Raw genomic sequence first — 12,013 nt, forward strand, 5'->3', positions numbered from 1 at the left:
AGGTACGACAGACGTGAAAATTCTCGTTGATGAAAATATGCCTTATGCCCGCGAATTGTTTAGCCGTCTGGGCGAGGTCAAAGCGGTTCCTGGGCGCCCCATCCCTGTCGCTGAACTGGATGATGCTGACGCGTTAATGGTGCGTTCTGTCACCAAAGTGAACGCGTCATTGCTGGAGGGAAAGGCCATCAAGTTCGTTGGTACCGCAACTGCCGGCACCGATCATGTGGATGAGGACTGGCTTAAGCAGGCGGGAATCGGATTTTCAGCAGCGCCTGGCTGTAACGCCATTGCGGTGGTGGAGTATGTTTTCTCTTCGCTGCTGATGCTGGCGGAGCGTGACGGATTCGCATTGCGCGATCGTACCGTCGGGATTGTTGGCGTGGGTAACGTCGGGGGGCGCCTGCAGGCTCGGCTGGAAGCGCTGGGGATCCGTACGCTGTTATGCGATCCACCGCGCGCGGATCGTGGAGACGAGGGCGATTTTCGCTCGCTTGATGAGCTGGTACAGGAAGCCGATGTCCTGACCTTCCACACGCCGCTGTTTAAAGAAGGGCCATTCAAAACGCACCATCTGGTCGATGAGGCGCTGATTGGTCGCCTGAAACCGGGCAGCATTCTGATTAATGCCTGTCGCGGCGCGGTGGTTGATAACGCCGCGCTGCTGGCGCACCTTAACGCCGGGCAGGCGCTGAGCGTGGTCCTGGATGTCTGGGAAGGTGAACCGGATCTGAATGTCGACCTGTTGCGTAAGATAGATATTGGCACGGCGCACATTGCGGGCTACACGCTGGAAGGCAAAGCGCGCGGCACCACGCAGGTTTTTGAAGCCTGGAGCAAATTTATTGGTCGAGAGCAGCATGTCGCGCTGGATACCCTGCTGCCAGCGCCGGAATTTGGCCGCATTACGCTGCATGGCCCGTTGGATCAGCCGACGCTGAAAAGACTGGTGCATTTGGTGTATGATGTGCGCCGCGACGATGCGCTACTGCGCAACGTTGCCGGAATACCGGGTGAATTTGATAAACTGCGCAAAAATTATCTCGAGCGCCGTGAATGGTCCTCACTGTACGTGATGTGCGACGACGCGAATGCGGCGGCGTTACTGTGTAAACTGGGTTTTAACGCGGTTCATCACCCGACACGTTAATGTCTTCTTAATGCTCCCTGACGAATAATCGGCAGGGAGGCTTATGCTTTTCTGGAGTAAACCACCATGTCTGAAGGCTGGAATATTGCCGTCCTCGGCGCGACGGGCGCCGTCGGCGAAGCGTTGCTTGAAACCCTGGCTGAACGTCAGTTCCCGGTTGGGGAAATTTTTGCGCTGGCACGTAATGAAAGTGCAGGCGAACATCTGCGCTTTGGTGGTAAGTCAGTGATGGTGCAGGATGCGGCTGAATTCGACTGGACGCAGGCACAGCTGGCCTTTTTCGTTGCCGGTGTCGACGCCACGGCAGCCTGGGTGGACGAGGCGACAAATGCGGGCTGTCTGGTCATTGATACCAGCGGTCTGTTCGCGCTTGAGCCGGACGTCCCGCTGGTGGTGCCAGACGTGAACCCGTTCGTGCTGGCAGACTACCGCAATCGTAACGTGATCGCTGTGCCGAACAGCCTGACCAGCCAGTTGCTGGCCGCGCTGAAGCCGCTTATCGATGAGGGGGGACTCTCTCGCATCACCGTAACCAGTCTGCTTTCTGCATCTGCGCACGGTAAGAAAGCCGTCGATGCCCTGGCCGGACAGAGTGCGAAACTGCTGAACGGGATCCCCATTGATGACGATGATTTCTTTGGCCGCCAGCTGGCGTTCAATATGCTGCCGCTGTTGCCGGATCGCGAAGGCAGCGTGCGTGAAGAGCGGCGGATCGTCGATGAAGTGCGCAAAATCATGCAGGATGACGGGTTGATGATTTCGGCAAGCTGCGTACAGTCACCGGTGTTTTATGGTCACGCGCAGATGGTGGCATTTGAAGCGCTGCGTCCACTGGCTGCCGAAGAGGCTCGCGATGCCTTTGCCCGTGGCGAAGACATTGTGCTGTCGCAAGAGAGTGATTTCCCGACTCAGGTTGGCGATGCCACCGGCAGCGCGCACCTGTCCGTGGGCTGCGTGCGTAACGATTACGGCATGCCGGAGCAGGTTCAGTTCTGGTCCGTGGCGGATAACGTTCGCTTTGGCGGCGCGCTGATGGCGGTGAAAATTGCGGAAAAACTGGTGCAGGAGTACCTGTACTGATGTCTGACCAGCAACGCTCGCCGGTGTATAAAATTGCGCTGGGCATCGAATATGACGGAAGCAAATATTATGGCTGGCAGCGTCAGAATGAAGTCCGCAGTGTGCAGGAAAAGCTGGAAAAGGCACTCTCACAGGTTGCCAATGAGCCGATTAACGTCTTTTGCGCCGGACGCACCGATGCCGGTGTGCACGGCACCGGTCAGGTTGTGCATTTTGAAACCACCGCTTTGCGCAAAGATGCGGCATGGACATTGGGTGTAAATGCGAATTTACCTGGTGACATCGCGGTGCGATGGGTGAAAGCTGTACCGGAAGATTTTCACGCGCGTTTCAGCGCCACGGCTCGCCGATATCGTTACATCATCTACAATCATCGGTTACGTCCGGCGGTGTTAGGTAAAGGTGTGACGCATTATTATGAACCGCTGGACGCTGAGCGCATGCATCGTGCGGCGCAGTGTCTGATTGGCGAGAATGACTTTACGTCGTTTCGCGCCGTCCAGTGCCAGTCGCGCACGCCGTGGCGCAACGTGATGCACATTACGGTCTCGCGCCATGGCGCGTATGTGGTGGTCGATATCAAAGCGAATGCCTTTGTACATCATATGGTCAGGAACATTGTTGGCAGCCTGATGGAAGTAGGTGCCCACAACCAGCCGGAGAGCTGGATAGCAGAGTTGTTAGCGGCAAAGGACAGAACGCTCGCAGCGGCAACGGCGAAGGCCGAAGGACTGTATCTGGTTGCGGTGGACTACCCTGACCGGTTTGACCTTCCTAAACCGCCCATGGGCCCGCTCTTTCTGGCGGACTAATTCAAGTCGTATAAAGGCACAACTATGGACCTGATTTACTTCCTTATCGATTTTATCCTGCATATTGATGTGCACCTGGCGGAACTGGTCGCACAGTACGGCGTCTGGGTTTACGCGATTTTGTTCCTGATCCTGTTTTGTGAAACCGGACTGGTGGTGACGCCGTTCCTGCCAGGCGATTCCCTGCTGTTTGTGGCGGGGGCGCTGGCGTCGCTGGGCACCAACGATCTCAACGTGCACCTGATGGTGGTGTTGATGCTGATTGCCGCGATTGTTGGCGATGCGGTGAATTACACTATTGGCCGATTGTTCGGTGAGAAGTTATTCAGTAACCCGAACTCGAAGATTTTCCGCCGCAGCTATCTGGACAAGACGCATCAGTTTTACGAAAAACATGGCGGAAAAACCATCATTCTCGCCCGTTTTGTACCGATCGTCAGAACATTTGCGCCGTTTGTGGCGGGAATGGGACATATGTCGTATCGTCATTTTGCGGCTTATAACGTGATAGGCGCGCTGCTGTGGGTTCTGCTCTTCACCTACGCAGGTTACTTCTTTGGTACCATTCCGATGATTCAGAACAACCTTAAGTTGCTGATTGTTGGGATTATTGTGGTGTCTATCCTGCCGGGCGTGGTGGAAATTATTCGCCATAAACGCGCGGCGTCACGTGTAACAAAATAGAAACTAACTCGGCGGTTCGACCACTTTTTTGTCCAAAGTTTCGGGCTGTTATGTTTTAATGTGCAACATTCATGGTCTGTTGGGGGCAAAAATGGCATTATGCGCCCCCACGGCAAAACTGGAACACACCAGGTTCAGGCAGAAAGGTCATAAATGAGCTGGATTGAACGAATTAAAAGCAACATTACGCCCACCCGCAAGGCAAGTATTCCTGAAGGGGTGTGGACTAAGTGTGATAGCTGCGGTCAGGTTTTATACCGTGCTGAGCTGGAACGTAATCTCGAGGTCTGCCCGAAGTGTGACCATCACATGCGTATGTCGGCGCGTAATCGCCTGCATAGCCTGTTAGATGAAGGAACGCTGGTGGAGCTGGGTAGCGAACTTGAGCCGAAAGACGTACTGAAGTTCCGTGACTCCAAGAAATACAAAGACCGTCTGGCTTCCGCGCAAAAGGAAACCGGCGAGAAAGATGCGCTGGTGGTGATGAAAGGCACGCTTCACGGCATGCCGGTCGTCGCGGCGGCATTTGAGTTCGCTTTCATGGGCGGCTCGATGGGTTCTGTGGTCGGCGCACGTTTTGTGCGTGCTGTTGAACAGGCGCTGGAAGATAACTGTCCGCTGGTGTGCTTCTCTGCCTCCGGCGGCGCGCGTATGCAGGAAGCGCTGATGTCGCTGATGCAGATGGCGAAAACCTCTGCGGCGCTGGCAAAAATGCAGGAACGCGGTCTGCCGTATATCTCCGTGCTGACTGACCCAACGATGGGCGGTGTCTCTGCAAGCTTCGCGATGCTGGGCGATCTCAACATTGCTGAACCGAAAGCGCTGATCGGCTTCGCGGGTCCGCGCGTTATCGAACAAACCGTACGTGAGAAACTGCCGCCGGGATTCCAGCGCAGTGAGTTTCTGATCGAAAAAGGCGCTATCGATATGATCGTCCGCCGTCCGGAGATGCGCCTGAAACTGGCAAGCATTCTGGCGAAGCTGATGAATCTGCCGGCGCCAAATCCGGATACCCCGCGTGAAGGCGTGGTGGTGCCACCGGTGCCGGATCAGGAACCAGAGGCCTGATAACTGAAAAGGGCAGGGCCACAGGCGCTGCCCTTTTGCTTTTCTCAACGTAACGAATTTACGGGCATCATGAATAACAAACGTATTCCTAAAGCCGCGTCGCCCCTGGCCTCGTGGCTTTCTTATCTGGAAAACCTCCACGCGAAGACTATCGATCTGGGCCTTGAACGCGTAAGCCAGGTGGCTGCGCGGCTGGGCGTGCTGAAGCCTGCGCCGTTTGTCTTCACCGTGGCGGGTACCAATGGCAAGGGCACCACCTGCCGGACGCTGGAGTCCATATTGACGACAGCGGGATACAAAGTCGGGGTATACAGTTCGCCGCATCTGGTGCGCTATACCGAACGTGTGCGTGTGCAGGGCAATGAACTGCCAGAATCGGCCCACACAGAATCCTTTGCGGAGATTGAAGCGGCGCGTGGGGATATCTCGCTGACCTATTTTGAATACGGCACGCTGTCTGCGTTGTGGCTGTTTAAGCAGGCGCGACTGGATGTGGTGATTCTGGAGGTCGGGTTGGGCGGACGACTGGACGCGACAAACATCGTTGATGCCGATGTCGCCGTGGTTACCAGCATTGCGCTGGATCATACCGACTGGCTGGGGCCAGATCGTGAAAGTATTGGCCGCGAAAAGGCCGGCATTTTCCGTGCGGATAAACCAGCGATTGTCGGCGAACCCGAAATGCCCTATACCATCGCCGATGTGGCGCTGGAGAAAGGCGCACGCCTACAGCGCCGTGGCGAAGACTGGCAATTTACGGTAACGGAGACGGGGTGGTCCTTCAGCGACTGCCACGGTACATTGACCGATTTACCGCTGCCACAGGTACCGCAACCCAATGCGGCGACCGCACTGGCGGCACTGCGCGCCAGTGGCCTGAACGTCAGTGAACAGGCGATCCGCGACGGGATTGCTCAGGCGATTCTACCGGGACGTTTCCAGATTGTGAGCGAGTCGCCGCGCGTCATCCTCGATGTCGCGCATAATCCCCATGCGGCGGAATATCTGACCGGACGGCTGAAAATGTTGCCGAAAAAGGGGCGCGTTCTTGCCGTTATCGGTATGCTACATGATAAGGATATTGCGGGAACGTTGGCCTGGTTGAAAAGCGTGGTCGACGACTGGTATTGTGCTCCGCTGGAAGGCCCCCGGGGGGCGACGGCAGAGCAACTGCTGGAACATCTCGGTAAAGGCAGTGTCTATGACAGTGTCGCGCTGGCATGGCACGCCGCTCTGGCAGACGCGAGACCAGAAGATACCGTACTGGTGTGTGGTTCATTCCACACGGTTGCACATGTCATGGAAGTGATGGACGCGGGGAGAATCGGTGGCGAGTAAGTTTCAGAATCGTTTAGTCGGCACGATTGTGCTGGTCGCGCTGGGCGTGATTGTGCTGCCCGGGCTGCTCGACGGGCAGAAAAAACATTATCAGGATGAATTCGCGGCGATCCCGCTGGTGCCGAAACCCGGCGATCGCGACGAGCCGGATATGATGCCTGCGGCAACGCAGGCATTACCGACTCAACCACCGGAAGGGGCGGCAGAAGAGGTGCGGGCAGGCGATGCGGCGGCTCCGTCGCTGGATCCGTCACGCTATGCGTCAGCGAACAGTCCTGAGCTTGATACGACGCCAGCGCCCGTAGAACAACCCAAACCAAAACCGGTTGAAAAACCGAAGCCGCAACCGAAGCCACAGCCGACTGTGGACGCAACGCCCGCTCCGGTTCCCACTCCTGCGCCAAAACCGGCGGTGGAAGAGAAACCGGCACCGACGGGTAAAGCCTATGTTGTGCAGTTGGGTGCGCTGAAAAATGCCGATAAGGTCAATGAGATCGTGGGTAAACTTCGTGGCGCAGGTTTCCGGGTATATACTTCTCCGTCAACGCCAGTACAGGGTAAAATAACCCGTATTCTCGTGGGGCCGGATGCATCACGCGACAAGCTGAAAGGTTCGCTCGGCGAGTTACAGCAAATCTCCGGATTAAGCGGAGTGGTGATGGGGTACAGCCCGAACTAAGTTAGGGTTGCCTGATGGCGGCGCTCGGCGTCTTATCAGGCTTACCACCGTGTGGTTTGTTGGCCGGATGAGGTGTTTACATCGCCATCCGGCAGTGCCCGAAGAGGCATAAAACGGTATGGCGTTGAATATTTTTTCAGCGCCATTTTTATTTACGCGCGGGAAGGAAATCCCTACGCAAACGTTTTCTTTTTCTGTTAGAATGCGCCCCGAACAGGACGACAGGGCGTAAAATCGTGGGACACATATGGTCTGGATTGATTACGCCATTATTGCGGTGATTGGTTTTTCCTGTCTGGTTAGCCTGATCCGTGGCTTTGTTCGTGAAGCGTTATCGTTGGTGACATGGGGTTGTGCTTTCTTTGTTGCCAGCCATTACTACACTTACCTGTCTGTCTGGTTTTCGGGCTTTGAAGACGAACTGGTTCGAAACGGGATTGCCATCGCGGTGCTGTTTATCGCGACGCTTATCGTCGGCGCCATTGTGAACTACGTGGTAGGGCAACTGGTTGAGAAAACCGGTCTGTCAGGTACCGACCGGGTTCTGGGGGTCTGTTTCGGCGCGCTGCGTGGTGTGTTGATTGTTGCTGCCATTCTGTTCTTTCTCGACACCTTTACGGGCCTGTCGAAAGGTGAAGACTGGAGTAAGTCACAGCTGATCCCGGAGTTCAGTTTCATCATCAGATGGTTCTTTGACTATCTGCAAAGCTCGTCAAGTTTCTTGCCCAGAGCATAAGCGTTGGGTTGTAGCTTAACGAGGAAAAAGACGTATGTGCGGTATTGTCGGTATCGCCGGTGTTATGCCGGTTAACCAGTCGATTTATGACGCCTTAACAGTGCTCCAGCATCGTGGTCAGGATGCCGCTGGCATTATCACCATCGATGCAAATAACTGCTTCCGTTTGCGTAAGGCAAACGGCCTGGTGAGCGATGTATTCGAAGCGCGTCACATGCAGCGTATGCAGGGCAATATGGGCATCGGTCATGTGCGTTACCCAACGGCTGGTAGCTCCAGCGCCTCTGAAGCTCAACCTTTCTACGTCAACTCCCCGTATGGCATCACGCTTGCCCACAATGGCAACCTGACTAATGCCCACGAACTGCGTAAAAAGCTGTTTGAAGAGAAGCGCCGCCATATCAATACCACCTCAGATTCTGAGATCCTGCTCAATATCTTCGCCAGCGAACTGGATAAGTTCCGCCACTATCCGCTGGAAGCAGACAACATTTTTGCGGCAATTGCCGCGACCAACCGCCAGATCCGCGGCGCGTATGCCTGCGTGGCGATGATTATTGGTCACGGTATGGTCGCCTTCCGCGACCCGAACGGTATTCGTCCGCTGGTGTTGGGTAAACGTGATATCGGTGACGGCCGCACTGAGTATATGGTGGCGTCTGAGAGCGTCGCGCTGGATACGCTGGGCTTTGAGTTTCTGCGTGACGTTGCGTCGGGCGAAGCGGTCTATATCACTGAAAAAGGACAGTTGTTCACCCGTCAGTGTGCTGAAAACCCGGTCAGCAACCCGTGCCTGTTTGAGTATGTTTACTTCGCGCGTCCGGATTCCTTCATCGACAAGATTTCCGTCTACAGTGCCCGTGTGAATATGGGGACCAAACTTGGCGAAAAAATTGCCCGCGAATGGGAAGATCTGGATATCGACGTGGTCATTCCGATTCCGGAAACCTCCTGCGACATTGCACTGGAAATTGCGCGTATTCTCGGTAAGCCGTACCGCCAGGGGTTTGTGAAAAACCGCTATGTCGGCCGTACCTTTATCATGCCGGGACAACAGCTGCGTCGTAAGTCCGTACGTCGCAAACTGAACGCTAACCGCGCTGAGTTCCGTGATAAAAATGTCCTGCTGGTGGATGACTCCATTGTGCGCGGCACCACCTCAGAACAGATTATTGAGATGGCGCGTGAAGCCGGGGCGAAAAAGGTTTATCTGGCCTCTGCCGCACCGGAGATTCGCTTCCCGAACGTGTACGGTATCGACATGCCTACCGCAAACGAGCTGATTGCACATGGTCGCGAAGTAGATGAGATTCGCCAGATCATCGGTGCAGACGGTCTTATCTTCCAGGATCTTGACGATCTGATCGACGCCGTGCGTGCCGAGAACCCGGATATTCAGCAGTTTGAATGTTCCGTGTTTAACGGCGTCTACGTCACGAAGGATGTCGATCAGCAGTATCTCGATTTCCTCGATTCCCTGCGTAATGACGATGCCAAAGCGGTCCAGTTGCAGAACGAAGTCGAAAACCTCGAGATGCACAACGAAGGGTAATCCTGACCTGCCAGGGGGCGAATCCCGCCCCCTGACTTGCAACTCCCCATAAAATCCTGCAAAGTCAGCCCAGAAGTCAGACAGGGCGATATATCATGAAACGACTCATAGTAGGGATCAGCGGTGCCAGCGGCGCCATTTACGGCGTGCGGCTGCTGCAGGTTTTGCGCGATGTACCGGACGTTGAAACGCATCTCATCATGAGCCAGGCCGCCCGCCAGACGCTGTCGCTGGAGACTGATTTATCGCTGCGCGATGTCCAGGCGCTTGCCAACGTGACGCACGATGCGCGCGACATTGCCGCCAGCATTTCCTCAGGCTCATTTTCGACTGCCGGCATGGTGATTCTGCCATGCTCCATCAAAACCCTTTCCGGTATTGTGCACAGCTATACCGACGGCCTGTTGACCCGTGCGGCAGACGTGGTGTTGAAAGAGCGCCGTCCGCTGGTGCTGTGCGTTCGGGAAACGCCGCTCCATCTTGGGCATCTGCGCTTAATGACTCAGGCGGCGGAAATTGGTGCGGTGATTATGCCGCCGGTTCCGGCGTTTTATCATCGTCCTGTGACTCTGGATGATGTGATAAATCAAACGGTTAATCGCGTTCTCGATCAGTTTGATATCGCCCTGCCGCAGGACCTTTTTACCCGCTGGCAGGGGGCATAACATTGCGCTGTCAGCGTGCCTTTTTGCATCAGTTGCCCTGTTTCAGGGCAATTTTGTAACCGCGATCATATCCTCAACATTTAATTCGCTAAATCCATTCGAAACGCTGCGGTTCATCCGTCAGACCTGCTATCTTCAACATCAGGACAATATTGCAACGTTTTATTAACATATTTAACGTCGAATATCCCGGGCGGCGCGAAAATGGCATAAGACCTGCATGAAAAAGCCTGCAAACACACAACACAACGTAAAACATAATAAAGTCATTCCACTTGAGGGTTATGTATGAAGAAGTCAATTCTCGCTCTGTCATTGCTGATTGGTCTTTCTGCTACTGCATCCAGCTATGCGGCGCTGCCGCAAACGGTGCGCATTGGCACAGACACAACCTACGCCCCGTTCTCTTCGAAAGATGCCAAAGGCGACTTCATCGGCTTTGATATCGATCTGGGCAATGAGATGTGTAAGCGTATGCAGGTCAAATGTACCTGGGTCGCCAGTGATTTTGATGCGCTGATCCCATCACTCAAAGCGAAGAAAATTGATGCCATTATCTCTTCGCTCTCGATTACCGATAAGCGTCAGCAGGAAATCGCGTTCTCTGACAAGCTGTACGCGGCGGACTCGCGGTTGATTGCGGCGAAAGGCTCACCGATTCAGCCGACGCTTGACGCGCTGAAAGGTAAGCACGTTGGCGTGTTACAAGGCTCAACTCAGGAAGCGTATGCCAATGATATCTGGCGCAGCAAGGGCGTGGATGTGGTGGCCTATGCAAACCAGGATCTGATTTATTCCGACCTGACAGCGGGCCGTCTTGATGCGGCACTGCAGGACGAAGTTGCCGCCAGCGAAGGTTTCCTCAAACAGCCTGCGGGCAAAGACTATGCTTTTGCTGGTCCTTCCGTGAAGGATAAAAAGTACTTCGGCGACGGTACGGGCGTCGGTTTACGTAAAGATGATGCTGAACTGAAGGCCGCCTTCGATAAGGCACTTGCCGATCTGCGTCAGGATGGCACTTACGACAAGATGGCGAAAAAGTACTTTGACTTTAACGTCTACGGTGACTGAAACCTCAATATGGGGAACGGATTGCACCGGTCGGGTTAACCATTACGGTGCGTGACAGGTGAATTGCACCGTTATGGTGCAATTAGTGCGGGTGAACAGGGTGGAAGTGCATATTTAAGCGCTTTTCATGCAAAATAAACCGGGCGACAGGGTAGAATGTTTTGCCTTGTCGACCCGATTAGTGGCACGATAACTGCACCTGGTCCTGTAAACATCCCCTATAAAAGACAGTCTGTTGAGGATAGTTATGAAAAAACTGGTGTTATCTCTTTCTCTGGTCCTGGCTTTCTCCAGTGCTACCGCAGCATTTGCCGCTATTCCGCAAAAAGTTCGTATCGGTACCGATCCGACCTATGCCCCGTTTGAGTCAAAGAATGCCAAGGGTGAATTAGTCGGTTTTGATATCGATCTGGCGAAAGAGCTGTGCAAACGTATTAATACACAATGTACCTTCGTTGAGAACCCGCTGGATGCGCTGATCCCTTCGTTAAAAGCGAAGAAAATCGACGCTATCATGTCCTCGCTTTCGATTACTGAAAAACGTCAGCAGGAAATCGCCTTCACCGACAAACTTTATGCAGCCGACTCTCGTCTGGTGGTGGCTAATGCGTCTGACATTCAACCTACCGTTGAGTCGCTGAAAGGCAAGCGCGTCGGTGTGCTGCAGGGCACGACTCAGGAGACGTTTGGTAACGAACACTGGGCGCCAAAAGGCATCGAGATCGTTTCGTATCAGGGCCAGGACAATATTTACTCCGACCTGACCGCCGGGCGTATTGATGCCGCATTCCAGGACGAAGTCGCCGCGAGCGAAGGCTTCCTGAAACAACCCGTTGGCAAAGATTACAAATTCGGCGGCCCGTCTGTGAAAGACGAGAAACTGTTTGGTGTAGGGACCGGTATGGGTCTGCGCAAAGAGGATAACGAATTGCGTGAAGCCCTGAACAAAGCGTTTGCAGAAATGCGCGCTGACGGAACTTACGAGAAGCTGGCGAAGAAGTACTTTGATTTTGATGTTTACGGCGGTTAATCACCGCAGGTGTAGATAAAGCCCGAAGATGTTTGACAGACTTTATGCCAGATGACGGCTTCGCCTTATCCGGCCTACGACGATGTTCCTGTAGGCCGGATAAGCGTAGCGCCATCCGGCATCAATGAAGTGTGTCATCACGTCAAAA

The 12,013-nt window shown here is 54.5% G+C and carries 12 protein-coding genes; all 12 read left to right on the forward strand.

The window, feature by feature from the left end; all coding sequences use genetic code 11:
- Positions 1 to 13: 13 nt before the first annotated feature.
- The 12 genes from pdxB (at position 14) to hisJ (ending at position 11,865) form a co-directional block, all read left to right on the forward strand.
- Positions 14 to 1,150, forward strand: coding sequence for a 4-phosphoerythronate dehydrogenase PdxB (gene pdxB / locus OGY35_RS02285; protein ID WP_286631316.1), 1,137 nt, complete (start codon positions 14 to 16; stop codon positions 1,148 to 1,150).
- Positions 1,151 to 1,216: 66 nt separating this feature from the next.
- Positions 1,217 to 2,230, forward strand: a complete 1,014-nt coding sequence (locus OGY35_RS02290) for an aspartate-semialdehyde dehydrogenase (protein ID WP_152403316.1) — start codon at positions 1,217 to 1,219, stop codon at positions 2,228 to 2,230.
- Positions 2,230 to 3,042: a tRNA pseudouridine(38-40) synthase TruA gene (gene truA / locus OGY35_RS02295; RefSeq protein ID WP_152403318.1), complete on the forward strand. Its 813-nt coding sequence runs from the start codon at positions 2,230 to 2,232 to the stop codon at positions 3,040 to 3,042. The genes OGY35_RS02290 and truA overlap by 1 nt, the downstream gene beginning before the upstream one ends.
- Positions 3,043 to 3,066: 24 nt before the next feature.
- Positions 3,067 to 3,726: a DedA family protein gene (locus tag OGY35_RS02300; RefSeq protein ID WP_046483093.1), complete on the forward strand. Its 660-nt coding sequence runs from the start codon at positions 3,067 to 3,069 to the stop codon at positions 3,724 to 3,726.
- A 153-nt stretch (positions 3,727 to 3,879) separates the two neighbouring features.
- On the forward strand, positions 3,880 to 4,794 hold the full coding sequence (gene accD, locus OGY35_RS02305; RefSeq protein ID WP_042317761.1) for an acetyl-CoA carboxylase, carboxyltransferase subunit beta: 915 nt from the start codon (positions 3,880 to 3,882) through the stop codon (positions 4,792 to 4,794).
- A gap of 69 nt (positions 4,795 to 4,863) precedes the next feature.
- Positions 4,864 to 6,132 (forward strand): bifunctional tetrahydrofolate synthase/dihydrofolate synthase, encoded by a 1,269-nt coding sequence (folC, locus tag OGY35_RS02310; RefSeq protein ID WP_286631317.1) that lies wholly within the window; start codon positions 4,864 to 4,866, stop codon positions 6,130 to 6,132.
- Complete coding sequence (gene dedD / locus OGY35_RS02315; RefSeq protein ID WP_152403322.1) at positions 6,122 to 6,811, forward strand: cell division protein DedD; 690 nt, start codon at positions 6,122 to 6,124, stop codon at positions 6,809 to 6,811. The genes folC and dedD overlap by 11 nt, the downstream gene beginning before the upstream one ends.
- Positions 6,812 to 7,058: 247 nt before the next feature.
- The gene (cvpA, locus tag OGY35_RS02320) at positions 7,059 to 7,547 is read left to right on the forward strand and encodes a colicin V production protein (protein ID WP_046483084.1); all 489 of its coding nucleotides are present in this window, start codon (positions 7,059 to 7,061) and stop codon (positions 7,545 to 7,547) included.
- 34 nt (positions 7,548 to 7,581) lie between these two features.
- Positions 7,582 to 9,099 (forward strand): amidophosphoribosyltransferase, encoded by a 1,518-nt coding sequence (gene purF, locus OGY35_RS02325; protein WP_152403325.1) that lies wholly within the window; start codon positions 7,582 to 7,584, stop codon positions 9,097 to 9,099.
- A 95-nt stretch (positions 9,100 to 9,194) separates the two neighbouring features.
- On the forward strand, positions 9,195 to 9,764 hold the full coding sequence (locus OGY35_RS02330) for a UbiX family flavin prenyltransferase (protein WP_152403327.1): 570 nt from the start codon (positions 9,195 to 9,197) through the stop codon (positions 9,762 to 9,764).
- 288 nt (positions 9,765 to 10,052) lie between these two features.
- On the forward strand, positions 10,053 to 10,835 hold the full coding sequence (gene argT / locus OGY35_RS02335; protein ID WP_061074829.1) for a lysine/arginine/ornithine ABC transporter substrate-binding protein ArgT: 783 nt from the start codon (positions 10,053 to 10,055) through the stop codon (positions 10,833 to 10,835).
- Positions 10,836 to 11,082: 247 nt separating this feature from the next.
- Entirely contained in the window at positions 11,083 to 11,865 is a 783-nt protein-coding gene (gene hisJ, locus OGY35_RS02340; RefSeq protein ID WP_152403329.1) for a histidine ABC transporter substrate-binding protein HisJ, read from the forward strand.
- Positions 11,866 to 12,013: the final 148 nt, after the last annotated feature.

The sequence above is a fragment of the Citrobacter sp. Ct235 genome (genome assembly GCF_030332305.1).
Classification (GTDB): domain Bacteria; phylum Pseudomonadota; class Gammaproteobacteria; order Enterobacterales; family Enterobacteriaceae; genus Citrobacter_A; species Citrobacter_A telavivensis.

Excerpts from the sequence above, each read along its gene's own strand:
- OGY35_RS02290 (WP_152403316.1), top strand. The coding sequence starts at position 1,217 with ATGTCTGAAGGCTGGAATATTGCCGTCCTCGGCGCGACGGGCGCCGTC.
- truA (WP_152403318.1), top strand. The coding sequence starts at position 2,230 with ATGTCTGACCAGCAACGCTCGCCGGTGTATAAAATTGCGCTGGGCATC.
- OGY35_RS02300 (WP_046483093.1), top strand. The coding sequence starts at position 3,067 with ATGGACCTGATTTACTTCCTTATCGATTTTATCCTGCATATTGATGTG.
- accD (WP_042317761.1), top strand. The coding sequence starts at position 3,880 with ATGAGCTGGATTGAACGAATTAAAAGCAACATTACGCCCACCCGCAAG.
- folC (WP_286631317.1), top strand. The coding sequence starts at position 4,864 with ATGAATAACAAACGTATTCCTAAAGCCGCGTCGCCCCTGGCCTCGTGG.
- cvpA (WP_046483084.1), top strand. The coding sequence starts at position 7,059 with ATGGTCTGGATTGATTACGCCATTATTGCGGTGATTGGTTTTTCCTGT.
- purF (WP_152403325.1), top strand. The coding sequence starts at position 7,582 with ATGTGCGGTATTGTCGGTATCGCCGGTGTTATGCCGGTTAACCAGTCG.
- OGY35_RS02330 (WP_152403327.1), top strand. The coding sequence starts at position 9,195 with ATGAAACGACTCATAGTAGGGATCAGCGGTGCCAGCGGCGCCATTTAC.
- argT (WP_061074829.1), top strand. The coding sequence starts at position 10,053 with ATGAAGAAGTCAATTCTCGCTCTGTCATTGCTGATTGGTCTTTCTGCT.
- hisJ (WP_152403329.1), top strand. The coding sequence starts at position 11,083 with ATGAAAAAACTGGTGTTATCTCTTTCTCTGGTCCTGGCTTTCTCCAGT.